General features: G+C 62.9%; 19 protein-coding genes and 1 tRNA gene. 10 read left to right on the forward strand and 10 right to left on the reverse strand.

Annotation, left to right across the window (positions count from 1 at the left end):
* Positions 1-53: 53 nt before the first annotated feature.
* The 5 genes from AB8841_RS23810 to zorA all read right to left on the reverse strand — a co-directional run bounded on the left by AB8841_RS23810 (position 54) and on the right by zorA (position 8,106).
* Positions 54-386 (reverse strand): transposase, encoded by a 333-nt coding sequence (locus AB8841_RS23810; RefSeq protein ID WP_370438236.1) that lies wholly within the window; start codon positions 384-386, stop codon positions 54-56.
* A 379-nt stretch (positions 387-765) separates the two neighbouring features.
* On the reverse strand, positions 766-3,495 hold the full coding sequence (locus AB8841_RS23815) for a DEAD/DEAH box helicase (RefSeq protein WP_370438237.1): 2,730 nt from the start codon (positions 3,493-3,495) through the stop codon (positions 766-768).
* A 241-nt stretch (positions 3,496-3,736) separates the two neighbouring features.
* Entirely contained in the window at positions 3,737-5,107 is a 1,371-nt protein-coding gene (locus AB8841_RS23820) for an EH signature domain-containing protein (protein ID WP_370438238.1), read from the reverse strand.
* Complete coding sequence (locus AB8841_RS23825; RefSeq protein ID WP_370438239.1) at positions 5,104-5,979, reverse strand: flagellar motor protein MotB; 876 nt, start codon at positions 5,977-5,979, stop codon at positions 5,104-5,106. Before AB8841_RS23825 ends, AB8841_RS23820 begins: the two co-directional genes overlap by 4 nt.
* Positions 5,980-5,997: 18 nt before the next feature.
* Positions 5,998-8,106, reverse strand: coding sequence for an anti-phage ZorAB system protein ZorA (zorA, locus tag AB8841_RS23830; RefSeq protein WP_370438240.1), 2,109 nt, complete (start codon positions 8,104-8,106; stop codon positions 5,998-6,000).
* A gap of 188 nt (positions 8,107-8,294) precedes the next feature.
* On the opposite strand from zorA, the gene AB8841_RS23835 reads away from it, so the two are divergent.
* Genes AB8841_RS23835 through AB8841_RS23855 form a run of 5 tightly spaced genes read left to right on the forward strand, consistent with a single transcriptional unit; the run spans position 8,295 to position 16,845 of the window.
* A complete protein-coding gene (locus AB8841_RS23835; RefSeq protein WP_370438241.1) occupies positions 8,295-9,848 on the forward strand; it encodes an N-6 DNA methylase in 1,554 nt (517 codons plus the stop codon).
* Positions 9,845-11,041: a restriction endonuclease subunit S gene (locus tag AB8841_RS23840; RefSeq protein WP_370438242.1), complete on the forward strand. Its 1,197-nt coding sequence runs from the start codon at positions 9,845-9,847 to the stop codon at positions 11,039-11,041. The genes AB8841_RS23835 and AB8841_RS23840 overlap by 4 nt, the downstream gene beginning before the upstream one ends.
* A gap of 2 nt (positions 11,042-11,043) precedes the next feature.
* Positions 11,044-11,589 carry a hypothetical protein gene (locus AB8841_RS23845; protein WP_370438243.1) on the forward strand — a complete coding sequence of 182 codons (546 nt, stop codon included), beginning with the start codon at positions 11,044-11,046 and terminating at the stop codon, positions 11,587-11,589.
* Positions 11,590-11,636: 47 nt separating this feature from the next.
* Positions 11,637-13,403, forward strand: coding sequence for a DUF262 domain-containing protein (locus tag AB8841_RS23850; RefSeq protein WP_370438244.1), 1,767 nt, complete (start codon positions 11,637-11,639; stop codon positions 13,401-13,403).
* Positions 13,372-16,845 (forward strand): DEAD/DEAH box helicase family protein, encoded by a 3,474-nt coding sequence (locus tag AB8841_RS23855; protein WP_370438245.1) that lies wholly within the window; start codon positions 13,372-13,374, stop codon positions 16,843-16,845. Before AB8841_RS23850 ends, AB8841_RS23855 begins: the two co-directional genes overlap by 32 nt.
* A 214-nt stretch (positions 16,846-17,059) precedes the next feature.
* Here the strand turns inward: AB8841_RS23855 and AB8841_RS23860 are convergent.
* A tRNA-Ser gene (locus tag AB8841_RS23860) sits at positions 17,060-17,150 on the reverse strand.
* A 235-nt stretch (positions 17,151-17,385) separates the two neighbouring features.
* On the opposite strand from AB8841_RS23860, the gene AB8841_RS23865 reads away from it, so the two are divergent.
* Positions 17,386-17,739: a RidA family protein gene (locus AB8841_RS23865; protein WP_370438246.1), complete on the forward strand. Its 354-nt coding sequence runs from the start codon at positions 17,386-17,388 to the stop codon at positions 17,737-17,739.
* 24 nt (positions 17,740-17,763) lie between these two features.
* Here AB8841_RS23865 and AB8841_RS23870 read toward each other — a convergent pair whose 3' ends face one another.
* Positions 17,764-18,558: a glycosyltransferase family 2 protein gene (locus AB8841_RS23870; protein WP_370438247.1), complete on the reverse strand. Its 795-nt coding sequence runs from the start codon at positions 18,556-18,558 to the stop codon at positions 17,764-17,766.
* A 162-nt stretch (positions 18,559-18,720) separates the two neighbouring features.
* Positions 18,721-19,473 (reverse strand): endonuclease/exonuclease/phosphatase family protein, encoded by a 753-nt coding sequence (locus AB8841_RS23875; RefSeq protein ID WP_370438248.1) that lies wholly within the window; start codon positions 19,471-19,473, stop codon positions 18,721-18,723.
* Between the two features lie 308 nt (positions 19,474-19,781).
* Here AB8841_RS23875 and AB8841_RS23880 point away from each other — a divergent pair, with 308 nt between their 5' ends.
* Together AB8841_RS23880 and cueR are read left to right on the forward strand one after the other, a co-directional pair.
* Complete coding sequence (locus AB8841_RS23880) at positions 19,782-22,313, forward strand: heavy metal translocating P-type ATPase (protein ID WP_370438249.1); 2,532 nt, start codon at positions 19,782-19,784, stop codon at positions 22,311-22,313.
* Complete coding sequence (gene cueR, locus AB8841_RS23885) at positions 22,310-22,759, forward strand: Cu(I)-responsive transcriptional regulator (RefSeq protein WP_370438250.1); 450 nt, start codon at positions 22,310-22,312, stop codon at positions 22,757-22,759. Before AB8841_RS23880 ends, cueR begins: the two co-directional genes overlap by 4 nt.
* Positions 22,760-22,871: 112 nt before the next feature.
* Here cueR and AB8841_RS23890 read toward each other — a convergent pair whose 3' ends face one another.
* Complete coding sequence (locus tag AB8841_RS23890; protein WP_370438251.1) at positions 22,872-23,294, reverse strand: VOC family protein; 423 nt, start codon at positions 23,292-23,294, stop codon at positions 22,872-22,874.
* Between the two features lie 185 nt (positions 23,295-23,479).
* A complete protein-coding gene (locus AB8841_RS23895; RefSeq protein WP_370438252.1) occupies positions 23,480-24,058 on the reverse strand; it encodes a tyrosine phosphatase family protein in 579 nt (192 codons plus the stop codon).
* 284 nt (positions 24,059-24,342) lie between these two features.
* On the opposite strand from AB8841_RS23895, the gene AB8841_RS23900 reads away from it, so the two are divergent.
* Positions 24,343-25,047, forward strand: coding sequence for a L,D-transpeptidase (locus AB8841_RS23900; RefSeq protein ID WP_370438253.1), 705 nt, complete (start codon positions 24,343-24,345; stop codon positions 25,045-25,047).
* A gap of 151 nt (positions 25,048-25,198) precedes the next feature.
* Positions 25,199-25,615, forward strand: a complete 417-nt coding sequence (locus AB8841_RS23905) for a DUF1622 domain-containing protein (RefSeq protein ID WP_370438254.1) — start codon at positions 25,199-25,201, stop codon at positions 25,613-25,615.
* Positions 25,616-25,741: the final 126 nt, after the last annotated feature.

The raw sequence follows: 25,741 nt of genomic DNA on the forward strand, positions 1-25,741 counted from the left end.
CCACTAACAACCAAAAATCCTTTTCCCACAAAACAAACTACGCGCTTTTGGGATCAAAGTAGGGCATAGCCGGCATCCCTGAACCAGCCATTGTCATACTTTCGGTGATGGTGTGAGGGCTGGTTTGAGTTCCGCCTGCAGGGCCTGGAGCGTGCGGCTTTCGCCTTGAGCCGCTCTTTCGTCGTGGCCCGGGCGTGCTCAGTCGGGTTGAACTCGGGCGAATAGCGCGGCAGGTACAACAGCCCGATCCAAGCCTGAGCGAGAAGTTCACCAACCTCCATCACCCGATTCAGGAGTAGGTTGTTCATGACCAGAACGGCCTCGGGCTTCATCTGCCGGACCTTGGGCACCAGCATCTGGGTGGCGGTGGATGTCTCAATGCTCATCGTAGCCACTAGCCCCCCGTTAACGCACAACTCACCCGAACGGATTCAACCACAGCGCAAAAGCACATTCGCGTCACAATATCGCGCGTTTACGTAGTCAGAGAGCGGGTTTCGTCCCCTCTTATGTTATTGATATTGAGTTGTTTTTCTAAGGACAGCAACGCCACATTCGCTCATGTTACTCGAGTAGGTGACATTTCCTGAAACAGTAGGAGAAACAGCGATGCGATAGCAGGAGGACGGCCAATATGCAGCACTAGGGGACAGCAAGGGGACAGGTTATCCAGGCTTAGCCTACGCAACGAGCCAAAAAGGCCCGTCAATGCGTTCTTCCTCGTCATCCTGCGCGGCATATTGCGACTTAGGTCACACCCTGATGTTAGCGCCCAACGGTTCTCTCGAACAAACTCTCAATATCACGGTCGGATGTCGGGGGCTGCAGCATCTCGCGCGAGAGCGTACGTTTTGCGGAAAGCAGCTCGTCCAACGTCATATCGAACGATGCTTCTGCATGCGGCTCGAAGACGGCGATTGGCAGGTGAATCGTAACAGGTTTCGTCTGGCCAATCCGAAAAGCGCGATCGTTGCACTGGTCCTCGACCGCCGGGTTCCACCAGCGGCTGAGATGGATCACGTGATTGGCTGCCGTGATAGTGAGACCCACGCCCGCTGCCTTGGGGGAGAGAACCAACAGATCGAACCCGGGTGGACGGGACTGAAACTCATTCACGATCCGCTGGCGATGTTCGCCTGGAGTGCCGCCGTTGATGATCGCGGGCCGCCTTTCCATGTCGAAAAGCTGCGCCAAGCCCTCGGCGAAAAGAGTCTGCATCGCCAAGCTCTCAATGAACACAAGCGCTTTCTCGCCTTTCGAGTCGATGTCCCGCAGGATCTCGAGCGTCTTTGTCGTCCGGGCGGAGCGATCCGCAAAGGTTCTGAAGTTCAGGCTTGGTGAAGCAGCTGCGTTCTCAAGCCTGTCGGGATGAAGAGATATACCACGCAAGTCATGAATGACTTTCAACATCTGGCCTGGCTTGTCGCTTCGGCTGCTTTGCGCTGCCGATACAATGCGCTCGTATGCCCTCTGCTGCTCCGGCGGCATCGGCACGGGGTAACGGATCTCACGCTTTTCCGGCAGGCCTTCCAGAACGTCGTCCTTCATGCGCCGGAGCATGATCGCGGGCGCACCATCCACCGGCTGATCAAGTTTTCGCTTCAGGGCCGCCAACTGGTCGCCCGCATCTTCCCGGTAGGTCGTTGAGAACGTCTTGAGATCACCGAGATAGCCGGGAACCAGCCGGTCCATGATACACCATAGATCTTCCAGCCGGTTCTCGATTGGCGTGCCCGTGAGCCCGAGCACAAAATCGGCATTCAGCGTCTTGGCTGCCTTGGTGTTGAGCGTGTCGGGCGCTTTGATCTTCTGCATCTCGTCGAACAGAACGAGAGAATATCGGATTGGCGCGAAGGCCTGCTCGTGATCCGTGAGCGCTTCGTAGGTCGTCAGGATCCAGTCGGCCTGCCGGAGACGGGCGCGGTCCAGCGTTTCGCCGGAATCAGAGCGCCGCTCCGGCGCCACCTTGAGGAGGCGCAGGCCCTTTCCGTAGGCATCCACCCGTTCACCGAGTCCCTCGGCCGCGAGGTGCCTTTCGCTTTCCTCCTCCCAGTTCTTGAGCAGAGCCGTCGGCGCCACGACGAGCATTGGCCCGCGACCAATGCGGGCATCTCCAGCCTTGCGGGCAGCCTCCTGATTGCTCCTGACCCACGCCAGGAAGGCGAGTGCCTGGAATGTCTTGCCGAGCCCCATATCGTCCGCGAGCAGCACTCCGGGCCACCCGGCGCACCATGCGGAGACAAGCCACGTGAAACCGGTCTCCTGATGTGGCTTGAATCGCGTTGCTCCTATGCGGTCGGCCGGAGGCTCCGGCGGCAGCAGGGCTATGCGGCGACGAAATTTCTGCTCGTACTCGACTCCCTCGTAGTTGTTCTTAATCAGGAGGACCTGCTTCTGCTCCGACTCGGGCGCCTCGCGATCCTCACTTGCCTCGTCCGCCTCGGGGGCTTCGTTGGCCCCAAGAAGGCGCTCGGCCTCCTCAATGGGGGCGAATGCGCCTTTGACGAGCACTTCCTTCTGGCCTTCGCGGCGCGCGCGCTCGATGGCATGCGCTAGCTCGTCGCGCTCACCGTCCGTCAGGACCGGCGGCTCCACCGGGGCACCGCTGTCATCGACCCAGCCCCACTCCGGAAGCCAAGTGTGCGACTTGCGCGTGAGCCAGGGCAGCTTCGGGCGTTCCCACACGCCGAGTTCGAGGACGCGATCGGAATATTGCTGGGTCTCGACGAACAGGGAGGCCACGTCCTCCACCGCATCCGCGAGCGCCGCCCGTGGGTTGCGGATGAACCGGCGGCGCTCCTCGGCGGGCGCATGGCGCTTCTGCTTGACGATGTCGAGGGCCGTCTTGAGCTGAGGGTCGATCAGCACGTAGCGATTTCGCCCCAACACGTAAGCGTCCCGCGTCGAGCCGGGTCGGGACACGGCTTGCGCCAGAAATTCACGGTGATCATCCGGAACGAGGAGCGCCTCGGCATCGGCATTGCGCAGATCCTCCGTTGGAAGCTCTTCGTTATCCTCCGGCGCCGGCGCGTCGTCTTCCCGGCTGGCCGTCTTCGAGCGCGCCATCAGGATCGGGGTGAAATCAACCCCCGCCGGCGTTTCGCGGACATCGAGAGCGAAAGAGCCAGCCTGATGGATCGTGAGGCTTGCGGCATAGCCATCCGCCTGAACCTCATGGCCGAGCGTCGAGTGCAACGCTTCTTGAACCGGCATCCAGGTCGAGATCCGCTCCTCGAGCGGTCTTCCCTGGCTGCCATTGTAACGCTCAATCGCCTCGACAAGATGCAGCAGAGGCGAGGTCAGCCGCCCTCGCCTGTCACCCCATTCCAGGATGAGCCCAGTGCGGCGCGGCCTGACCTCATGGTGACCCTGATCAGCCCAGTGCAGCCGGATCGCGCCCTCAGGTGTCTCGACTCGCCCGTCGAAGGCAAGCTTCAGACTCACCGGGACAAGGTCTGGGAGTCCGACCGCATCAGCGATGCCTGCTGGCAGCATGGCGGCCTCCAGATGCGATAGGTGCACGCTCGTTTTATCCGAGGCCGCACGTCCCTCCGTGACAAGCGCAGACAGCGCACGGGCAGCCGCGCGTACACCATTGACGGCTGGCCATTGCGCAACCTCGATTTCGCGCCGACGCCCCAGGAGGGGTCGATCCACAAGGGTGATTACGACGCCACTGGGTTGAACATCGGTTTGAAAGCGCACAGCCATCGATCCGAACTCTCTTCCACAAATTCTACCGGACCGGGACGCGGCGGCCGGTCATAGCCTGAAGACGGGCTGCAACGCGGTTCTGCCAGACGAAATTTTCCGAGCCATTGTGCGTGAAGACGTCCATGGTGTTCAGTTGGGCTTCGGTTCTGATGCGGGACGTATCTCGGCGAACGTCGTCCGTGGTATAGGACATCCTGAACAGCTGCGGGGCATCGCGTGCGCCAACATCACGCCAGATGTTGCAGCGGCCATTGTGGCTCCAGTCTGCAATGACGCCATTACCCACTTGCATGAGCAGGACAGCATGATGGTCGTCCAGCTGCTTCGAGCCGCCCGAGCTAAACTGACCGAAATTCCCTTTTCCTAGGTAGGCCTGAGCATTCCTGATATGGCCGCGACCAAAGATGACCCATGCCTCATTGATGAGCCCCTCATCGAACACGCCCATCCAGAATGACCGGCGAAACCTCCACGTTCGATCACCGACCCCGGAGTCGATAATATCGAAGAAGGCCCGAAGCGAATACTCCGTCAACCAGCGTCTGACGACACGGGCGGCTTCCTCCGCACCAATCCAGGCGCCGGGACGTGTGCGTGGATCGCCGAGCCTGTCGATCAGGAAGCGGGACAAAGTTTCCCGTCCGTCGGGTCTGCTATCCGCAAAGGGCCGGATGAGCGCGTTCGCCACCGCTGCCCGATGAGCTGCGTAGATGAAGTTCTGGCTTTCGTTCAGGCTCCAGCGATGAATACGCGCCAGATGCGTTCCGGTTGAAACGCCACTGCCCTGTCCGAGCCTATGCAATCCGGCCAGGAAGGCGGCCTCGGCGAAGCCCGCCTCGCTGCCGATCGTCCCGAGCCGGCTCGTCGCCAGAAGAGCAGGGACGGTCATGTTCCTGTCGAGCGCGGCCTCGGCGACGCGGCGAACACCCACCTCCCCCTCGAAGAGTCCGAAATCCCGCTGCAATGCGTGCCAAGGATCCCCCGCCCGCTCGGCGCAGGCTGCAAGGGTGCGGGCCACGACATCAATCCGCGGCAGCTCGGGCGCGTAGTCGAGCAGATAGGTGGATGCAAGGCGACGATAAGGCTTCCGCTGCTCCATACGGCTCACCTCCTCGATCAGGCGGCTGAACGCCCGGTCGTGCAGGGCAAGCGACGGTGTGGGCTTCCAAAGGCACCAGGCCGCATAGCGCCAATCAGCGGGCTCAGGCGTGTTCCCGGCATCCAGAGCACCGATCACGCGCTGGGCCACCGCGTCCAAGTCGAGAGCATTCGTTTCTTGTACAAGCCCGTCGATTGCCGGCCAGGCCCGCACCAGCCGCTCCACGTCGCTCATGATCGGCAGCGCCCGAGGGGCTCCGGCCGAGAGCGATTTCAGGGCATCCCGGAGGCTCATCGCTTCAGCTTCTCGATCTCGCTGCGCATCCCGTCCACCAGGGTGCGGATATCCTGGAGTCCGGCGCCGCCGTCCACCTCCATGACGAAGCGCAGGTCGATCCGGCGATTCTTCTGGTAGGCCGCCGGACTGCGGCTTGGATCGATCTGCCGTGTGGAGGAATAGCCGGAGACGGACAGGATCTCCTCGCCACTGCGGTTGCGAAGCCTGCGAAGGTCTGGAGAGACCGCGGTCAGTTCCCGATATGTGTTGACCGCTCGTTCGGTCGAAAGCGTCCAATTGCGGTCGTCGCTCCCGCTCTGATCTGTGTGCCCCTCGATGAAGACCGTTTCGACGGCACTCTGCGTCGAACGGCGGCACGGGGCCACCTGCCCTTCGGAGCAAACGCTATAGCCAGGGAGCACTCTGGCCAATACGCGGGCGATCTTTCCGACATTCGCCTTCGGGGTATTGTCCTTTCCGACGTCCGGCTTTGGAGTATTGTCCAAGAACGATTCATTCGATGGGAACTGCACCGCGGCCTCCGTGAGGCGCAGCACGCCGTTGGCCTCGTCGATTTCGACCACAAGGCCTTCCGTGACCAGAGCCTCGCGCAGGTCGCGCAGGAGCTTGCTTCTTAAAGCGGAGGCTTCACGGATTTCGTCGATCCGGCTCCGAACCTGGTTCTCCAGTTGGCCGAGCTTCTCTGCCACCTCCTTGGCGACGTTGATGTTTTCTTCCTGCCGGTCGGTCTGCTGCTGGAAATTCAGGGCGAACGCCATGAGCATGATGATGAACACGAAGAGAACGCCGACCATCATGTCGGTCATGGAGACGAAGTAGTTCTCGCCCTCCCCCGCCTCATCGCCGGCATGTGCGTCTTGGATAGCCACAGTTCAGTGCTCCTTGGTCTATGCCAGCTCACGCCTGCCGACGGCCTTGAGGAGCGCATCCGCCAGTTCCTCATTGGTCTGGCTCAGCTCACCAACCGAGCGCTGGAGGTTGTCGGCCGCCTGCTTGAAGTGGGTGTCGATCTGGAGCACGAAGGCCTGTGTCGCGTCTTGCTGCTTGCGGACCTCCTCGCCGAACCGCAGGACAGCCGCCTCCATCTCCTGATCGACCCGACCGAACCGCTGCTCGTACTCGGCCCAGATCCGCCGGACCTCCTCGACTTGGTCGCGCAGGGACCCTGCGAGCGCGGCCGCCGCCTGATGGCTGTTTTCGAGCGCGCCGACGGAGCCCTGCACGGCGCTCGCCATCCGGTCGGAGGCACTTGCGATGGTCTGCGAGGATGCGAGCAGCGGCTGGCTTGCGGCGCGCAAACCTGCGGCCACCTCGCCGAACGCATCGGCCGTTTCCCGTGAACGGGCCGACACGGCCTCGACATGGCCGATCTGCTGAGCCATCGAGGCCTCCGTCCGGCGCAGGGTGGCGGCCAGTTCCTCGACGCTGGCGCGCATTTCGCCGGCAACCGAGGCAACGCCCCCGCGCAGGATCTCGGCAGCCTCCTGAGCCGCCGAGGCGGAGGCTGAGGCCGCGGCCGAGGACGCCTCGCGCGCAGCCCGGGCCATGGCGTCCGCCTGCTCGCCGGAGCTGCGCTGCATTGCCTCGATGGCCTGTGAGAACGCGGCGGCTTGGCTCTCCAGCTTCGTCGTGATGCCCGAGATCGCGTCCTCGAGCGCTCCGGCTGCGCCGCTCGCCGAGGTGGCGAGCGTCTTCGTGATCTGCTCGTTGGCGACGGCGAAAGCCGTCCGAAGCTCGCCCACGACCTGCTCAAGCATGGAGCGGCTCGCCTCGGCCGAGCCCCCGAGTTGCTCCCCGGCCTGGGCCACGAGGCGGTTGAGGGTCTCGGCGGATTCGTTGAGGCGGCGGGAAAAGTCCTCTCCCGAGCCCGAGAGATTGCGCTGCACATCGGCAAGCGTGCCCTGCATGGCGCCAAGGCTGCCCGCGAGCTCTCGCAGCTCGGATCCGGCTCCGTGATGAAGTCCCTCCTGGAACTTGCGCAGCATATCCTCGATCCCGGATTGGCTGGTCTGCGTGATCTGCCCCATGGCAGCGTCCAGACGTTCCGCCATCGGCGCCACGGCGCTCGTCATGGCGGATTGCAGGCTTGGCGCCACGCTCTCGCCCAGGCGTGAGAAGAAGCGGTCGCTGTTGATTTCTTTGAGTTGATCCCGGCTTTGCGCCATGATCTCGTTGGCCTCGGCGGCGATCTTCTGCGGCGGGAAGAACACCAGCCTGCGCTCCAGTTCACGGCACAGGCCATCGAACGCGCCTTCGATCCAGATCGTATAGGTCCGGAAGGCGAGGGAAAGCACCAGGGACGAGCCGAGCCCTGCAATCGAGGTCGAGAACTTGAAGGTGGCAGCGGCCAGGAGCTTGCCCAGCGCCCCCAGCATGAGCCCCGAATCCTTCGCGCCCGTCGCCGATGCTGCCTCGTGAAGCGCGAAAGCAAGGCCGATAAAGGTAAGGAGCAGCCCGAGCCCGACGAAAAAGCCCGGCACCGAGCCGATCATCTTCAGACCGAACAGGTGCTCGCGGGCACCTCCGATATTGATGAAGGCCTGCGGGCGCATCGTATTGCGGACCACATTGTCTTCCCGCACCAGCGTCTCGGCGAACTCGCCCCAGGCGTGGCCTACCAGGGCATGGCGGCGCATGCGATCGTGGATACGGTCGTACTCGGCGGCGAAATCCTCGAAGCTCCTGGCCCTGCGGGCGATCGAGCGCGCCGACCACATGGCAAGGCGGATCAGGACGACATGCGCAACAAAGTAAGCCCCGCCGAGGGCCGCGGCCGCCTGGACAATCAGGGAGGCCAAAGCAAAGGCGAAGGCCTGTTCGCTGATACGCTCGAAATGACCCTGGAAGGCCTCAGCGAAGACATCCCAGATCAGAAGCGGCTGCGAGAAGGGAAAAACCAGTGCCGCCGCATAGCCTAAGCTGGCGGTCAGAGCCCAGAACAGAACGATGCGCGTCGACCAATGCCAGAGCACTGGTGAGCCGAACAGGCGCGACATGGCGAAGAAGCCCCCTTACTCGCTTGTCGTAATATTTCCTACGATTCGGTTAATTTCCCTTAGGGTACAAGACTCGTCAACTGTGGCTCGCACGGCATATTGTCCCATAACTCGAAGGTAACCCCTCGACGGCCTTGCGGAGTCCTCCCCCGATCGGACATGAAGAGAGCAACACGTCAGGGGGCATCATGCTGGTTGGTGAGATTCGAAGTCAGATCAAGTCGATCTGGGATGACTTCTGGGCGGGGGGCCTGTCGAACCCGCTCGCCGTCATGGAGCAGATCACGTACCTGCTCTTCGTCAAGCGGCTGGACGAGCTGCACACCCTGGAGGAGCGCAAGGCCGCCACCCTGAAGATCCCTATGGAGCGGCGCATCTTTCCCGAAGGGAAGGACAGGCGTGGCGAGGATGGCGGGCGGGCCTATGACGACCTGCGCTGGTCCCGGTTCAAGGCCTTCGAGCCCCGCGAGATGTTCAAGGTGGTGGACGAGCACGTATTTCCTTTCATCCGCGATTTGAACGGGCGGGACTCCGCCGTCGGTAGGCACATGAAGGATGCCCGCTTCGGCATTCCGACCCCTGCCCTCCTCGCCAAGGTGGTCGAGAAGCTCGACGCCGTGAAGATGGACGACCGCGACACCAAGGGCGATATCTATGAATACATGCTTGGAATGATCGCGAGCGCCGGTCAGAACGGACAGTTCCGCACCCCGCGCCACATCATCAAGCTCATGGTAGAGCTGACCGAGCCTAATTCGAAGGACGTAATCTGCGATCCCGCAGCCGGGACATGTGGCTTCCTGGTCGCGGCAGGCGAATACCTGCGCAAGCATCACCCGGAAATCTTCCGTGATCCGGTCCTGCGCAAGCATTTCCACGAGGACGCCTTCCACGGCTTCGACTTCGACCCGACCATGCTGCGCATTGGCTCGATGAACATGATCCTGCACGGCATCGAGAACCCCGCCATCGTGGCGCGGGATTCCTTGGCCGAGGACAATGCCGGTGAAGCGGGCCGCTACAGTCTCATCCTCGCCAATCCGCCCTTTGCTGGTTCGCTCGATTACGAAGCGACCGCGAAGGACCTGCAGCGGATCGTCAAGACCAAGAAGACCGAACTCCTCTTCCTTGCCTTGTTCCTGCGCCTCATGAAGACCGGAGGACGCGCGGCGGTGATTGTGCCGGACGGCGTTCTCTTCGGCTCCTCTACAGCGCACAAGGCTCTGCGCAAAATGCTGGTGGAGGAACACAAACTCGATGCCGTCATTAAGCTGCCCTCCGGCGTCTTCCGCCCCTATGCGGGCGTCTCCACCGCCATCCTGCTCTTCACCAAGACCGGCGTCGGAGGCACGGATCACGTGTGGTTCTATGATGTGGAGGCTGACGGCTGGTCCCTCGACGACAAGCGCCAGCCGCTCCTGCCCGAGGACAAGCTCGGCCCCTCGCCGGAAACGCCGCTGACGGAAGACGAGCATGCCAGGAACAACCTTCCGGACGTGGTGATGCGGTGGGAGGAGCGCAACGGCGCGGAGCGTGAGCGCGCCCGTACGGCGCAGAGTTTCTGCGTGCCGAAAGCCGACATTGCCAAGGACGGCGCTTATGACCTCTCACTCAACCGCTACAAGGAGGTCGAGCACGAGGAGGTACAGCACGAGGCTCCAGCGGACATCATCCGCGAGTTGAAGCGGCTTGAGGCGGAGATCGCTAAAGGGCTGGCGAAGCTGGAGGAGATGGTGGGATGAAATGGCCGACAATCCCGCTTGGTGAACTAGTTAAAGTCCGCGGGGGAGGTACTCCCAAACGCAATAATCCCTCGTTCTTTCGCGGCGACATCCCGTGGGTCACACCTAAGGACATGAAGTCCTGGGACATCAAAGACGCTCAAATCAAGATAACGCAAGAGGCTATTGAAAATAGCGCAGCCAATCTTCTGCCCGCCAACACAGTCTTGCTGGTCGTTCGCTCAGGAGTTCTCAAACACACTGCGCCTGTGGCGATCAACAGAATTCCCGTTGCCATCAATCAGGACATGAAGTCACTGGAATGTAGCCGGCACATTCTGCCCGAATTTCTTGCGCGCTTTTTGAAATCTTCTGAGCCCATTATTCTAAGCTGGGTTCGAGCAACCACAGCCGACAACTACCCTATAGACAATCTCAAAGAATTAGAGATCCCTCTCCCACCGCTAGATGAGCAGCGGCGGATTGCGGCGATCCTCGATCAAGCCGACGCGCTGCGCCATGCCCAGAATGTAGCGCTTACAAAGTTGAGCAGCCTCAAGCAGGCAATCTTTCTCGAAATGTTCGGGGATCCAGTTCAGAACAGGCAGAGATGGCAACGGGTTCCTCTTGGAGAACTCCTTTCCGGAATTGAAAGCGGCTGGAGTCCAACTTGTCTGGATCGACCAGCCAGATCGGAAGAGTGGGGTGTTCTGAAACTGAGCGCAGTAACAAGCTGTGCCTTTAATGATAACGAGCATAAGGCTCTTCCTGATTCTGTTGAACCACGCCCATCAATTGAGGTTCGCCCAGGCGATGTTCTGTTCACGAGGAAGAATACCTACGATCTTGTTGCTGCATGCGCACTTGTCCGCGCGACGAGATCGCGGTTGATGTTGTCGGACTTGATCTTCCGGTTGCGAATCGCAGATCTTGGAATCCTCGTGCCTGACTATCTTCAAGCGTTATTGGCGTATCCAACAAAGCGTAAGGAAGTACAAAGGCTCGCAGGTGGATCGGCAGGCTCAATGCCTAACATTTCCAAGGAGCGTCTAAGGGGCGTCGACATTGAACTTCCTCCGCTGCAGCTGCAGCAAGCTTTCGCGGAGAAGGTTTCGTACGTCGAAGAACTGTTTGCTGCCCAACAATCCCAATTCGCCCAACTCGACACCCTCTTCGCCTCCCTCCAACACCGCGCCTTCCGCGGCGAGCTTTGAGCATGTCGGCGTCAACCCATGTGCTGACTCTCCCCGGCCCCATGCTGAAGCGCGGGTTCTGGCTCTATGTCTGGCGCGTGGAGACGCCGAAGGGCGAGATGCTTTACGTCGGACGCACCGGCGACAATTCGAGCCCTCATGCGAGCGCCGCCTACACGCGCATGGGTCAACATCTGGGTTCCGCCAAAACCCAGAACGCCCTTCGCCAGCATCTTCGCAAGGAGGGCCTTGAGCCGGAGGACTGCGCGGCTTTCCACCTCGTCACTCATGGGCCGATCTACCCGGAGGTCGAGCACGCTCCCGGGCTGGATCGCGCCGCCTTGATGGCAAAACACCTGCCCCTGCGTGATCTCGTCGGCGCCATGGAAAAGGCGCTGGCGGAGGAACTGAAGCACGCAGGCTACTGGGTTCTCAATACCGTGAAGTGGAAGCACCCCCACGATCCCGTCATCTGGGAGACGGTCCGGTCCGCCTTCGCGGGTCATTTTCCTAAACTGTCAGGAACATATGCTTTGGGAGATCTCGACAGACTACAAGTTGCGAAATAGCATCACGCCATCCTCCAGGACAGCGCCTTCTCCGGCAACGTGAGCCCATGCAGCAGCAAAACATCCCGATCAGCACGCTCGTCGACATGTACAAGCGCGGTGAACTGCGCCTGCCCGAAATCCAGCGCCACTACGTCTGGCGGGCAACGCGGGTGCGCGATCTTTTCGACTCGCTCTATCGTGGCTATCCCAGCGGCTCCATTCTCATGTGGGAAACGGATGAAGCCGTGCCGACGCGCGACTTTGCCGTCGCGCAGGACACGACCGCTTTCGCCGGGCGCAAGCTGCTGCTCGACGGGCAGCAGCGGCTGACCTCCCTCACGGCCGTGTTGAGCGGCGAGCCTGTGACGGTACGCGGGCGCAAGCGTCCCATCGAAATCCTCTTCAATCTCGATCATCCCGATGGTCCCCCCACGGATCAGGCCGAAGTGGAGAGCGACGAGGACACGCCTCTGATGGCGGATGATGAAGTCGTGGATGACACCGATGATCTGGACGAGGCAGACAGCGCCTCGGCCCTTGCCGACCGGTTCCGGCGCCGTACTTTCGTGGTCGGAAGCAAGCAGTTGCAGGCTCTGCCCAACTGGGTATCGGTGAGCGAGGTTTTCAAAGGCACCGATTACTCGGAGTTCTTCGAAAAAGCAGGCATCACCTCCTTCAAGGACCCGCGCTGGCAACGCTACACGCAGCGCCTGAACAAGCTGCGCGACATCGCCAAGTACTCCTACGTCGTGCATGTTCTCGAACGTTCCATGAGCTACGAGGAGGTGACGGAAATTTTCGTGCGGGTGAACTCGCTCGGGGCGAAGCTGCGCTCCTCCGATCTCGCTCTCGCTCAGATGACATCGCGCTGGCCGAACCTGCTCAAGGAGCTCGAACAGTTTCAGGAAGAATGCGAGCAGAGCGGCTTCACGATCGACCTTGGTCAGCTCGTGCGTGCGATCGTCGTTTTTGCCACGGAGCAGTGCCTTTTCCGCGCCGTCGCGACCACCTCGGTCTCAGACCTTCAGAAGGGGTGGGCCGAGGCCAAGGAGGGATTGCGCTTTGCTATCAACTTTTTGCGTGCCAACGCGGGCATCGAGGATGAATCCCTCCTTTCCTCTCCGATGTTCGTCCACTCCCTGGCCGCTATCAGCCGCGTGAAGAAGAACAAGATCAGCCGGGAGGAGCAGCAAATCCTTCTGCGCTGGCTCCTGGTGGCCAATGCCCGTGGCCGCTATTCGCGCGGCTCAACCGAAACACTGCTCAACGAGGATCTGGCCGTCATCTTCCGCCGGGACGACCTCTCGGAACTCCTCGACATTCTCAAGCGGCAATTCGGGCGCCTTCACATCGAAGCGGGTGATCTTGCCGGACGCGGCGCAGGCAGTCCGCTCTTCTCGTTGGCTTACCTCGCGCTCAAGGATGCCGGAGCCAAGGATTGGTTCAGCGGCTTGGGTCTTTCGCTTACCCATCAGGGCCGCCTTCACTTCATCCAGTGGCATCATATCTTCCCCAAAGCGCTCCTCAAGGAGAACGGTTACGAGACCGGCGAAATCAACGAAATCGCCAATATGGCTTTCATCACGGGCCAGACCAATCGTCGTCTGGGACGCCGCGAGCCTACGGATTACCTGAAGGAGATCATGCAAAAGCAAGGGATTGGCGCTCTCACCACACAGCGTGTTCCGGCGGATCTCGACAGACTGCAGGTTGCGAAATATCGTGACTTCCTGGCTGAACGTCGCGAGGCGCTGGCGGCCTGCATGAACGCACTGATCGAGAAAAAAGCCGGGGCAGAGGATGGGGTCGCAATTCAGCTTTCTGTCGCCTGAATTCGCGGAGGTCTACGAGCATGCAGCGCGGGCCGAGAGCCTCGCCCACGCGGATCCTCGGGCCGCATGCTTCTATGCCCGCTTCTCCGTCGAAGTGCTGGTCAAATGGCTCTACCGCCATGAGGCGAGTTTAAGAGATCCCTTCGAGCATACGCTCTCGGCCTATATCCACGAGGCCAGCTTCAAGAACCTCGTGGGCGAGCCAATCGTCGCCAAGGCGCGGATCATCAAGGACCTCGGCAACAAGGCCGTCCATGATGGGCAGACCGTGCCTTTCGCGAAGGCCGCCACGGCCTTGCGCGAGCTGTTCCATATTTCCTACTGGCTCGTTCATACCTATGCCAAGGGCGCGAAGCCGGATCCGGCCGTCACCTTCTCGCCCGAGGCGCTGCCGAAGACCTCCCCCGTCGAAGCCAGAACCCTCGGCCAGCTTCAGGAGATCGCCCGCCGTTTCGCCGAGACGGTGAAAGCCCGCGACGACGCGGAAGCCAAGCGTCTCGCCAGCGAAACCGAGCGGGCCAAGTTGAAGGACGAGATCGCGGCGCTGCGCGCCCAAATCGCGCAGGTCAAGGCCGAGAACAGCCACCAGGCCGATACCCACGACTACGACGAGGCGGCAACCCGCGACACCTTCATCGATCTTCTCCTGAACGAGGCCGGATGGCCGCTCGACAAGCCGCAGGACCGGGAATACCGCGTCACCGGCATGCCGAACCTGAAGGGCGAAGGCTATATCGATTACGTGCTGTGGGGTGATGACGGCAAGCCGCTGGGCCTCGTGGAAGCCAAGCGGACAAAGCGTGATCCCCGAGAGGGCCAGCAACAGGCAAAACTCTATGCCGATTGCCTTGAGACCCATTTCGGCCAGCGTCCGGTGATCTTCTACACCAACGGCTACGAGCATTGGATCTGGGACGACAGGCGCTATCCTCCGCGTCCCATCCAGGGCTTTCTCACCAAGGACGAGCTGGAACTCGCCATCCGCCGCCGCGAGACCCTGAAGCCTCTTGGCTCCGCCGAGATCGACCGCGCCATCGTTGAGCGGTATTACCAGACACGCGCGATCCGCCGCGTGGCCGAAACCTTCGAGAAGGATCACCAGCGCAAGGCCCTTTTGGTGATGGCGACGGGCTCGGGCAAGACCCGCACGGTGATTGCACTGGCCGACCTGCTCATGGCAGCGAACTGGGCGCGGCGCATCCTGTTCCTGGCCGATCGCGTGGCGCTCGTGAACCAGTCGGTGAACGCGTTCAAGACCTTCCTGCCCGCAGCCTCGCCTGTGAACCTCGTCACCGACAAGGAGGCGACGGGCCGCGTCTATGTCTCGACCTATCCCACCATGATGGGCCTGATCGACGAGGCGCGGGACGGCAAGCGCCGGTTCGGCCCCGGCCACTTCGACCTGATCGTCATCGACGAGGCTCACCGCTCCGTCTATCGCAAGTACGGAGCGATCTTCGATTATTTCGACAGCCTTCTTGTCGGCCTCACCGCAACGCCGAAGGATGAGATCGACCGAGACACCTATCGCCTGTTCAATCTCCAGCGCGGCGTCCCGACGGATGCCTACACCCTGGACGAGGCCGTGAAAGATGGCTTCCTCGTGCCGCCGAAAGCCATTTCGGTACCGCTCAAGTTCCAGCGTGAAGGCATCTCCTATGACGACCTCTCCGACGAGGAGAAGGAAGCCTGGGACGCGATCGAATGGGATGAGGAAGGCACGGTTCCCGACCGCGTCGAGGCCGCTGCCGTCAACAAGTGGCTGTTCAACAAGGATACGGTCGACAAGGTTCTGGAACACCTCATGACCCACGGCCTCAAGGTGGCCAATGGCGACCGCATCGGCAAGACCATCGTCTTCGCCAAGAACCACGATCACGCGCAGTTCATCGCCTCCCGGTTCGACGAGAACTATCCGCACCTCAAGGGGGCCTTTGCGCGGGTCATCGACTTCAAGACCGAATACGCCCAGTCCCTGATCGATGATTTCAGCCAGCCGGAGAAGGCTCCCCATATCGCCATCTCCGTCGACATGCTCGACACCGGCATCGACGTGCCGGAGGTGGTGAATCTCGTCTTCTTCAAGATCGTGCGCTCGAAGACGAAGTTCTGGCAGATGATCGGGCGCGGCACCCGTTTGTGTCCGGATCTGTTTGGGCCGGAGCAGCACAAAGAATTCTTCGCCGTCTTCGACTTCTGCCAGAACTTCGAGTTTTTCAATCAGAACCCGGATCTGGCCGAAGGATCTCTCGGCGACTCCCTGTCGAAGCGGCTGTTTGCGTCGCGTGTTGAACTCATCGGCGAACTTGATCGATTGCTGGGCAAGGATGCTTCCCCTGCCCCGCCCGGCGACTACAGCCAGCCCCCGACGCCCATCAGCTCCATAGGCGAGCCGGGATCCAAGGCCGATCTTGAGGCACAATGCGGGATCCTTCGTGACGAGCTGGCCAAGCGCCTGCGGGACGAAGTGAACGGCATGAGCCTCGACAACTTCCTGGTTCGCCCCAAGCGTCGTCTGGTCGAGAAATATGCCGCCGATGACGCCTGGTCGAAGCTCGGCCTCGATGAGCAAACAGAGCTTATCGACGATATAGCCGGACTGCCATCGAGCCTCGTGGACGATGATCTTCCGGCCAAGCAATTTGACCTGCTCATCTTCAAAACACAGCTGGCCTGTCTGCGGCTGGAGAAAGCCTTTGAGGGGCTGCGCAAGAAGGTGTCGCAGATCGCACGCCTGCTCGAAGAGCTTTCGAACGTGCCCATGGTGGCGCGGGAGATTCAGCTTATCATCGACATCCAGTCAGACGAGTTCTGGCAGGACATCACCGTCCCGATGCTGGAGACTGTGCGCCGCCGCCTGCGTGAGCTGGTCAAGCTGATCGAGCTGAAGCAACGGCCCATCGTCTACACGGATTTCGAGGATGAGATCGGACCGGGTAACGCCATTGAACTGAGGGGCGTCAGCGTCGGCACCGACATGGATCGCTTCCGGCTCAAGGCTCGACATTTCGTCCGCGCTCATGAGAACCACATTGCGATCCTGAAGCTGCGCAGGAACGAGCCGTTGACGCCGACCGACCTGTCCGAGCTTGAGCGCATGTTCCTGGACGCTGGTATTGCCGCGCCGACCGAGATCGAGCGGGTCCAAGCCGATGGCGGCCTTGGCCTGTTTGTGCGCTCTCTCATCGGGCTGGAACGGGATGCGGCCAAGCAAGCCTTCGATGCCTTCCTCTCGGCCAAGAACCTGTCTGCCGACCAGATCGAGTTCCTCAACATGGTCATCGATCACCTGACGGAGCGCGGCGCCATGGACCCGCGGCTCCTCTACGAGAGCCCCTTCACGGACCTCAATGACATGGGCATTGCCGGCATGTTCACCGAAAGTGAGGTCGACCAAGTCCTTTCTATCCTGGAAGACGTCCGCCGACGTGCCGCGGCTTAGATCGTTGGCGCGAAGCATTCCGGCACCAAGTGAAAGACTGGGGCGGCCTTGCGACGCGTCTCGTAGAAGTTGTCCCAGAGTTGCTGAATCTCGAATGCCTGTCGCACCTCAAGCAAGCGACATCACAGGCAAATCAAAATGTGGGATGGAATGCGGGCTCAACCATTACCAACACAGCTAATCCACTGTGCAATAAGGCTTTTTAGAAAGGGAATGGCGGAGACGGAGGGATTCGAACCCTCGATACCCTTTTGGGGTATGCTCATTTAGCAAACGAGTGCCTTCAGCCTCTCGGCCACGTCTCCGTTCGCGAATGGACAGGGTCCACAACCCTGCCTCGCAGGTGGCGCAATAGACGCGAACAAGGGCCCTTCGTCAAGGCCCAAAAGCATCCCGTTAAGAAGGAAAAGGCCACGCGCCCGACCTCGGCCGTGCGGTCCTCTCCTCGAGGAGCGCATCGGATGGAATCCCAAAAGCGGATTCCACTTTTCACGTCCGATGCTCTAGGAGGCGGCATCGAAGAGACCAAAGGAGCCTGACGTGGCAGATATCAATCGAATCGGCGTCGCCGCCCGTTACAGCGATCTCGTGATTCACGGGAACACGGCCTATTTTTCGGGCTACGTGCCCGAGACCACCCTGGCAGGGACGGTCACGGAGCAGACCCGGGACGTGCTGGCGCAGATCGAACAGTCCCTGACCGAGATCGGCAGCGACAAGTCCAAGCTCCTGCAGGCCACGATCTGGCTGAGCGACATGGGGTCCTATGATGAGATGAACGCGGTCTGGGACGCCTGGGTCGTGCCCGGCCATACGCCCGCGCGGGCCTGCGTTGAGGCGCGGCTCGCCAACCCGGCTTATGCCCTCGAGATCCAGGTCACGGCCGCGCTCTGACGCGACGTTTCCCCGCGAAGGCGCTCAGGCCCGCTCGGTCTTGGTCGCCTTCGCCATGGAGCTCAGGCGTTTTTTCTCGTAGTGCTTGGCGAGGCGCAGGTGGCGCCAGATGGCGTAGTTCATGGCGATGAGAAAGCCGTAGGTGCCGCGCAGGAAGTGCAGCCGCCCGAAATAGGCCTTGAGAAAGGCAGCCGGGAACTCGCAATAGAGCCGCCAGGTCGGGATCGAGACGCCGCGCACCTCGAGGTCGAGGGCGAGCTGGTCGGTGTAGACGTTGAGCTTGGCGATCTGGTCGCCGAGCGAGCGGATCGAGCGGTGATGGACCAGGCCCTTGAGCTTGCCGACCCGCGTGCCCGGCTTAAGCTCGACCCGGTCGTGCACCAGCGAGGTCGAGTAGCGCCCGACCTCGCGGTGGTAGAGCCGCACCGGCGCGATCCGGTAGGCCAGCGGATGCGGCGCGGCCTCGCCGGGATAGGTCTCGGCAATGCGGATCCCATAGGCCGGGCGTGGCGGCTCGCCGTGCGCGAACAGCGCCCGGATCTCCGCGCGCAGGGCCGGCGAGAGCTCCTCGTCGGCATCGAGGTTGAGCAGCCAGGGGTGGCGGCACTGCTCCTCGCCGAAGCGCTTCTGCTGGCCGTAGCCCGGCCACGGATTGAACAGCACCCGTGCGCCCAGCTCCTCGGCCAGCGCCTGGGTGCCGTCGGTCGAGCCCGAGTCGATCACCACAACATCGTCCGTCAGGTCGCGCACGGCGCGGATCGTCGCGCCGATCCGGTCGGCCTCGTTCTTGGCAATGATGAACACGGACAATGGCAGCATGGCAACGGCTGCCTAGCCGCCCACGAAAAAGATGGCAAGGGGTTCCAAGCCCTTAGCGGCTCCTTGCCTCCCCGTGTTGTTTTTGGATCCCACGCATGGGCCTTCAGGCTCGCGGGAGTCCCCGAGACTTCCCGGAGTCATAGAGGCGGGCGCGGCGCGCCTTCATTCCGAGGCGGGATCCTGGCCGGACGCGATCAGCTCCCCTTGCGGCACCTCCCTGCCGCCCGCGGCCGAAGCCGTGGCGTGGCTGCGCACCCGCAGTTCCGCCAGTAGGGGGAAATGGTCCGAGGCGACGCGGGTGAGCAAGGTCCTGACCGGGGCAGCGTCGACCACCTCCACCGAACCGGTGACGAAGACATGGTCGAGGCGGAGCAAGGGGGCCCGGGTGTGGAAGGTCGGCTGCGGCGCCCCGCGCGCGCTCGAGAGCTGCGCGTCCCGCAGCCGGTCGGCGATCATGCGGTAGGAACGCGAATAGGGCGGCGCATTGAAGTCACCGAGCAGGATCGCCGGATCGGCACATTCGGGATGTCCCATCCAGTCGGGTCCAACCAGGGCCGACGCCTGAGCCCGGCGCTCGCCGGACCGGAGGGACAGGTGGGCATTGATGACATTGACCGTCTGCCCGTCGATCTCGGTGCGCACCCACAGGGCGCTCCGCTTCTCGAAGGAGGGTCTGGTCGATTGCGTCGGCAGACGCCCGGATTTCACGAGACGGGCGGGATGCCGGGTCAGAATGGCGATCCCGTACTGCTCGCCCAGGATCCGGATCGTGGGCTGGAAATGAAGATCCATCCCGAGCTTCTCCGCCAGGCCGGCAGCCTGGTCGGCCTCCCCCGCCCTCGTGCGTCCGGCCCGCACCTCCTGAAGCGCAACGATATCCGGGTTGCACGCCGCGATGACCTCGGCGGTCCGCATGGGTGAGATTTTTCGATCGGTGCCCAGCCAGCGGTGAACGTTGTAGGTGAGGATCCGGAAGGGGCGCCCCTGGTGATGGCTATGCTTCAAAGGTCGGTACCAGCTCGGTCAAGGGTGACGATGGACATGCATGGCCTTCCTGCAGGCATGCGGCGACGTTTCAGCTCGCGGCCTAGGGCGCGAACATGTCGGAACAATGGCCCATGATCGGCCCGAGTTCCTGCAAAACGCAACCATAAGGCCGTCTTGACCTTCCCATGATTGGAAGGATTACACCTCATCCCCATATGGGGATCAGGAGATTCGAGATGGCCGCCACCAACCGTTCCACCGCACCGGAGAGCGTCGACATTCCCGTCCGGGGGATGAGCTGCGCGTCCTGCGTCGGCCGTGTCGAGAAGGCGATCCGCGCGGTTCCCGGCGTGACGGCCGCGAATGTGAACCTGGCGACCGAACGGGCGCATGTGTCGTTCGCGGCCGACCGGGCCGATTCCCGCGCGGTGGCCGAGGCCATCCGGGCCGTGGGCTATGAGCCTGCGGAACACCACGCGGATCTCGCGATCGAGGGCATGACCTGCGCATCCTGCGTGGCGCGGGTCGAGAAGGCGCTCAAGCGCGTTCCCGGCGTGGTGGACGCCCGCGTGAATCTCGCGACCGGGCGCGCCGGCGTCGATTATCTCGGCGGACCCGACGTGGTCGCCCGGATGATCGCGGCCGTCGACGCGACGAGCTACGAGGCCCGCGAGATCCGCCAGGACCGGGACGAGACGGACCGGGAGCGCGCGGCCCGCGAGGCCGAGATCTCCGGCCTGAAGCGCGCTCTCGCCAGCGCGGCCGTCCTCACCCTGCCGGTCTTCGTGGTCGAGATGGGTTCGCATTTCATCGACCCCATCCATGACTGGGTCATGAACGCCCTCGGCCACCAGACCAGCTGGTATCTGCAATTCGCCCTGACGACGCTCGTCCTGTTCGGACCAGGCCTGCGCTTCTTCAAAAAGGGAGTTCCCGCCCTGCTGCGAGGAGCGCCCGACATGAATTCCCTCGTCGTCCTCGGCACCAGCGCGGCCTATGCCTATTCGGTGGTGGCGACCTTCCTGCCGGAGGTTCTGCCGGCCGGCATGGCCAATGTCTATTACGAGGCGGCCGCCGTGATCGTGACGCTGATCCTGCTCGGCCGCTTCCTCGAAGCCAAGGCCAAGGGCCGGACCTCGGAGGCCATCAAGCGTCTCATCGGCCTCTCCCCCAAGACCGCACGAGTGATGCGCGACGGCGTAACGCTGGAACTTCCACTCGACCAGGTGCTCACCGGCGACATCGTGCAGGTGCGCCCGGGCGAGAAGGTGCCGGTCGACGGCGAGGTCGTCGAAGGCTCCTCTTTCGTGGACGAATCCATGATCACCGGCGAGCCGGTTCCGGTCCGAAAATCGGCGGGCTCGGAGGTCGTCGGCGGCACGATCAACAAGAATGGCGGCCTCACCTTCCGGGCCACGCGCATCGGCGCGGACACGGTCCTGTCTCAGATCATCCGCATGGTGGAGCAGGCGCAGGGTTCGAAGCTGCCGATTCAGACGATGGTCGACGCGATCACCGCATGGTTCGTGCCCGCCGTCATGGCGGCGGCGGCCCTGACTTTCGCCGCCTGGCTCATCCTCGGGCCGGAGCCCGCCCTCACCTTCGCGCTCGTCAATGCGGTGGCCGTGCTCATCATCGCCTGCCCCTGCGCCATGGGGCTGGCGACACCGACCTCGATCATGGTCGGCACGGGACGCGCGGCGGAGCTCGGCGTACTCTTTCGCCGGGGCGAGGCGCTGCAGAGCCTGAAGGAGATCGGCGTCGTCGCGCTCGACAAGACGGGCACGCTCACGCAAGGACGCCCCGACCTGACGGATTTCGTCACCGCCGCCGGCTTCGCCGAGGCCGATACCTTGAGGCTCGTCGCGGCTGTGGAAACCCGCTCCGAGCACCCGATCGCCCAGGCGATCGTCGCGGCCGCCGAACGGCGGGGCTTGACGGTTCCCGTCCCCGAGAGCTTCGAGGCCGTGCCCGGCTTCGGCGTCTCGGCCGTCGTGGTGGGCCGCCGGGTCGATGTCGGCGCCGACCGCTTCATGCGGAAGCTCCGGCTCGACGTGGCCGCTTTCGCCGACACGGCGGCCCGCCTGGGCGCGGAGGGCAAGAGCCCGCTCTATGCCGCGATCGACGGCAGGCTCGCGGCCATCGTCGCCGTGGCGGACCCGATCAAGGAATCGACGCCGGAGGCCATCGCGGCCCTGCACGGCTTGGGCCTCAAGGTCGCGATGATCACCGGCGACAACCACAGGACCGCGCAGGCCATCGCACGGCGCATCGGCATCGACGAGGTGGTCGCGGAGGTGTTGCCCGATGGCAAGGTGGACGTGGTGAAGCGCCTGCGCCAAGCCCATGGCCGCATCGCCTTCGTGGGCGACGGGATCAACGACGCGCCCGCGCTGGCCGAGGCCGATATCGGTATCGCCATCGGCACGGGCACGGACATCGCCATCGAGAGCGCGGACGTGGTGCTCATGTCCGGGGATGTGCGCGGCGTCGTCAACGCCATCGCCCTGTCGAAGGCGACGATCCGCAATATCGGGCAGAACCTGTTCTGGGCCTTCGCCTACAACGTGGTCCTGATCCCGGTCGCCGCGGGCGTGCTCTATCCTGTCGACGGCACCCTTCTGTCGCCCGTCGTCGCGGCCGCCGCCATGGCGCTCTCCAGCGTCTTCGTGGTCGGCAACGCGCTGCGGCTGCGTCGCTTCAAGGCCCCTATCGAGACGCGGCAGGACCCAATGCCTGCCGCCCAAACCGCAGGAGGTGCGGCATGAACATTGGACAAGCGGCTTCGGCCTCCGGCGTTTCCGCCAAGATGATCCGGTACTACGAATCCACCGGCCTCATCCCGAAGACCGTGCGCACGGAGGCGGGCTACCGTGTCTATTCGGATGACGACGTGCATACGCTCCGCTTCATCCGCCGCGCCCGCGATCTCGGCTTCTCCGTGGAGCAGATCGCCGATCTCGTCTCGCTGTGGCGCGACCGCGAGCGCGCGAGCAAGGACGTGAAGGCCATTGCCCTCGGCCATGTGGACGTGCTCGAGCGCAAGATCCGCGAGCTGCAGGAGATGGCCTCGACCCTGAAACATCTCGCCGAGCATTGCTGCGGGGATTCGCGTCCCCATTGCCCGATACTCGAAGAACTCGCGAGCGAGGAACCGCTGCCCGTCCACGCGAGAGCGGAGGATGCGCGCTTCGGCGCTTTGGGCAAGGCGTAGAGCATCGACCGCAAAAGTGAGAACCGGTGTTGCGCGCAACGAGGCGCTCATCGAAGAAGGGAGCATCTGAATCAAGCGTCCGCCGCGTTGAGGCGGCGGACGCTTGCTCCCCTTACACGCCGAAGATCACATTCCCGTCTGGGCTGATCGCCCAGGCGGGGTTCCATGCGATCTCCCATGCATGCCCGTCAGGATCGGCCACATAGCCTCGAAAGCCCCCATGCGGCGGCGCGTCGGCCGGCCACATGATCCGGCCGCCTGAACGGGACAAGCGATCCAACGTGGCCTGCACATCCTCGCGACGGGTGACATTGTGGGCGAGAGAACAGAGGCCCGGCGCGGCGGGATCCTCGCGCCGCATGTCCTCGGCAAGGGCGCGCCGGATCCATGTTCCGAGGACGAAACCGTTCATCTGGTAGAAGACGATGTCTTCGTTCTCGAAGACGGGCCTCCAGCCGAAACCTTCGACATAAAAGCGCCGGGAGCGGGCGAGATCGCCCACGCCGAGCGTGATGACGGATATCTGTTGCTGCATCAGGTCATGTCCCTACGTTGTCCTGGCGCACCATGCGCCAGGGCTCACGTCATGGGACTTGGTGCAACCGCACCAGCCAGAGCTTCCCGCGGGAAACGACCGGGCTAACCAAACCGGTCCGCCTTTTTCGACGGCGCAAGAGTACCCGTCCCGGGCTCCCGGTCAAGAACCGAGGCGTCGGCGCCTCAGGCCGCCATCTCGACCTCGCGGCCGCGGCCGAGCTCGTGCATCCACTGCGCGAATTCGGGCTTGCGCCCGATCTGGCGTCCGTAGTGCCGGCGCAGGGCGTCGACGAGGCGGCCGTTGCGGGACAGACAATCGTCGGCGAACGCGATCATGCGCGAGTTCGGCCAGGCCTGGGGCCTGATCTCGACCAGGCGCTCGAAGAGACGGTCTTCGCTTTCCTCGGGCGTGCTCTGGGCCATCAGGGTGAGCATCGCGGCGGTCGAACGCGAAATGCCCATGTGGCAATGAACGAGCAGATGCCCTTCCGTCCGCTGGGCCCTGCCCGCCGCCACCTCGTCGCCGAAGCGCAGCACGGCCTCCACATGCTCGGCCTGCGGCAGGATCATGCCCTCGATGGGATTGATGATGTCGTGGAAGCGCAGGATCGTGCGGTGGTGGGGATCGTAGGCCCCGAAAGCCTCCGGATCCGGATGGTCCGGATCGAGAATCGAGAGCACATGCGTGACGGCCCTCTCCTTCTGGTCCGGCAGTTCGGAAATCCCGCAGATCGTCAGCATGGAAATGGCAAGAGATTGCATCGCGTCACTCATTGAAGGAAAGGCCGTGCCCCTCGCAGGGCCCTGCGCGGATGTTGTACCCATCCTGGGGGAAGCCTTTCAACCCTGCCCAATGATTGTGTCCTTTTGATCACAGCGCGGCTCAGCCACATTTCTGCCATTGCAGTAACACCTTGTTGTCACCACCTGGGCTATGAACTTCTTGGATCTTTAGCGCCGCCAGCAACTCCTGGCGGCAAAAGCGAAAAACCAGAAACTGCGAGCCTCCCCCACTGATGTTTGCTCTAACGGCCTCACGCTTGCCCATGTTGCGAAACGCCATCCGCTTCTGCGCCCTGATTCTTCCGATGGCGCTCGCCGCCTGTGTCACGACGTCGGGTCCGCCGCAGCAGGCGGTCAGCCGCATCGATCCCGCCTTCATGGCCATGTACGGCTCGCGTCCGGACGAGACCCATCCGCTTCCCGCCACCGACATCTCCGAAGTCGACCCGCGCTTCCTGCGCCGAGAGGTTGCCTATTATGGCCGCGAGGAACCCGGCACCGTCGTGGTCGACACCTCGGCCCGGTATCTCTATCTCGTGCGGGAAGGCGGCCGCGCCATCCGCTACGGTATCGGCGTGGGCAAGGAAGGCATGGCCTGGGCCGGCCGCGCGCGCGTCGGCCGCAAGGCCGCATGGCCGAACTGGACGCCCACCGCCGCGATGATCAAGCGCGAACCCGAGCGCAACCGTCCATGGGCAGGCGGCATGCCCGGCGGCCTTCAGAACCCCCTCGGTGCCCGCGCGCTCTATCTCTACAACAACGGCGTCGACACCATGTACCGCATCCATGGCACGACGGAGCCCTGGTCGATCGGCCAATCGGTCTCGTCCGGCTGCATCCGCATGTTCAATCAGGACGTGATCGACCTGTACAACCGCGTGCCCGTCGGCTCGCCGGTGGTGGTGCTGAACGGCCGCAGCCCGTTCAACGACGTCGACACGGAAGACGGCCGCGTCTCCTATTACTGATCCGACAGCCTCCCCTCCCGATCATGAAGCAAGGGCCGGTCTTAGACCGGCCCTTGTCTTTGGCGTACCGGACTTCCTGGGGAGCTTCCCCTGGAGGGCTGAACGCACTGTCCTATGAATCATTGTCCAGGCTCCGTGCGAAGGATTGCTCATGGACGATTGGTTCCCGCAGGCCTTGAAGCTCACCACACGCGCCATCGAGGTCGGCGGCATCGCCATCATCGTCCTCGGCACCTTGGGGGCGACACTCGCCGTCCTCTGGCAGTTGCTTCAGGGGCGCGGCTTGGACGACATCTTCGGGCTCTACCGCTCCAATATCGGGCGCGCGATCCTGCTCGGCCTCGAGTTTCTCGTTGCGGCCGACATCATCAACACGGTCGCCATCGAGCCGTCCCTGGAAAGCCTGCTCATCCTCGGCGGCATCGTGCTCATCCGCACCTTCCTGAGCTTCTCCCTCGAAGTGGAGATCGAGGGGCGCTGGCCGTGGAAACGGCACCGAAGCGAGCCCGGCGACAAGGGCCGTGGCCCGGGCAGCTTGGCGGTTGACGGCGCGGATTTGCGCTCATAAGAAAACACTCCGGCCCGCAAGCCGCCGCCGCCCTTCAAGCGTCCGTCGGCTCCACAATCTGCCTTTTCCTCCGCTCCACCCATGTGTGGATGGCGTGTGATCGCGCACATCCGTCCGCGATCTCCT

This window comes from Microvirga sp. TS319 (assembly GCF_041276405.1).
In the GTDB taxonomy this organism is placed as follows: domain Bacteria; phylum Pseudomonadota; class Alphaproteobacteria; order Rhizobiales; family Beijerinckiaceae; genus Microvirga.

Bases quoted from the DNA above. Each gene is read 5' to 3' on its own strand.
- AB8841_RS23810 (WP_370438236.1), bottom strand. From the start codon at position 386: ATGAGCATTGAGACATCCACCGCCACCCAGATGCTGGTGCCCAAGGTC.
- AB8841_RS23815 (WP_370438237.1), bottom strand. From the start codon at position 3,495: ATGCTGCCAGCAGGCATCGCTGATGCGGTCGGACTCCCAGACCTTGTC.
- AB8841_RS23820 (WP_370438238.1), bottom strand. From the start codon at position 5,107: ATGAGCCTCCGGGATGCCCTGAAATCGCTCTCGGCCGGAGCCCCTCGG.
- zorA (WP_370438240.1), bottom strand. From the start codon at position 8,106: ATGTCGCGCCTGTTCGGCTCACCAGTGCTCTGGCATTGGTCGACGCGC.
- AB8841_RS23835 (WP_370438241.1), top strand. From the start codon at position 8,295: ATGCTGGTTGGTGAGATTCGAAGTCAGATCAAGTCGATCTGGGATGAC.
- AB8841_RS23840 (WP_370438242.1), top strand. From the start codon at position 9,845: ATGAAATGGCCGACAATCCCGCTTGGTGAACTAGTTAAAGTCCGCGGG.
- AB8841_RS23845 (WP_370438243.1), top strand. From the start codon at position 11,044: ATGTCGGCGTCAACCCATGTGCTGACTCTCCCCGGCCCCATGCTGAAG.
- AB8841_RS23850 (WP_370438244.1), top strand. From the start codon at position 11,637: ATGCAGCAGCAAAACATCCCGATCAGCACGCTCGTCGACATGTACAAG.
- AB8841_RS23855 (WP_370438245.1), top strand. From the start codon at position 13,372: ATGGGGTCGCAATTCAGCTTTCTGTCGCCTGAATTCGCGGAGGTCTAC.
- AB8841_RS23870 (WP_370438247.1), bottom strand. From the start codon at position 18,558: ATGCTGCCATTGTCCGTGTTCATCATTGCCAAGAACGAGGCCGACCGG.
- AB8841_RS23875 (WP_370438248.1), bottom strand. From the start codon at position 19,473: ATGCGGACCGCCGAGGTCATCGCGGCGTGCAACCCGGATATCGTTGCG.
- AB8841_RS23880 (WP_370438249.1), top strand. From the start codon at position 19,782: ATGGCCGCCACCAACCGTTCCACCGCACCGGAGAGCGTCGACATTCCC.
- cueR (WP_370438250.1), top strand. From the start codon at position 22,310: ATGAACATTGGACAAGCGGCTTCGGCCTCCGGCGTTTCCGCCAAGATG.
- AB8841_RS23890 (WP_370438251.1), bottom strand. From the start codon at position 23,294: ATGCAGCAACAGATATCCGTCATCACGCTCGGCGTGGGCGATCTCGCC.
- AB8841_RS23895 (WP_370438252.1), bottom strand. From the start codon at position 24,058: ATGCAATCTCTTGCCATTTCCATGCTGACGATCTGCGGGATTTCCGAA.
- AB8841_RS23900 (WP_370438253.1), top strand. From the start codon at position 24,343: ATGTTGCGAAACGCCATCCGCTTCTGCGCCCTGATTCTTCCGATGGCG.
- AB8841_RS23905 (WP_370438254.1), top strand. From the start codon at position 25,199: ATGGACGATTGGTTCCCGCAGGCCTTGAAGCTCACCACACGCGCCATC.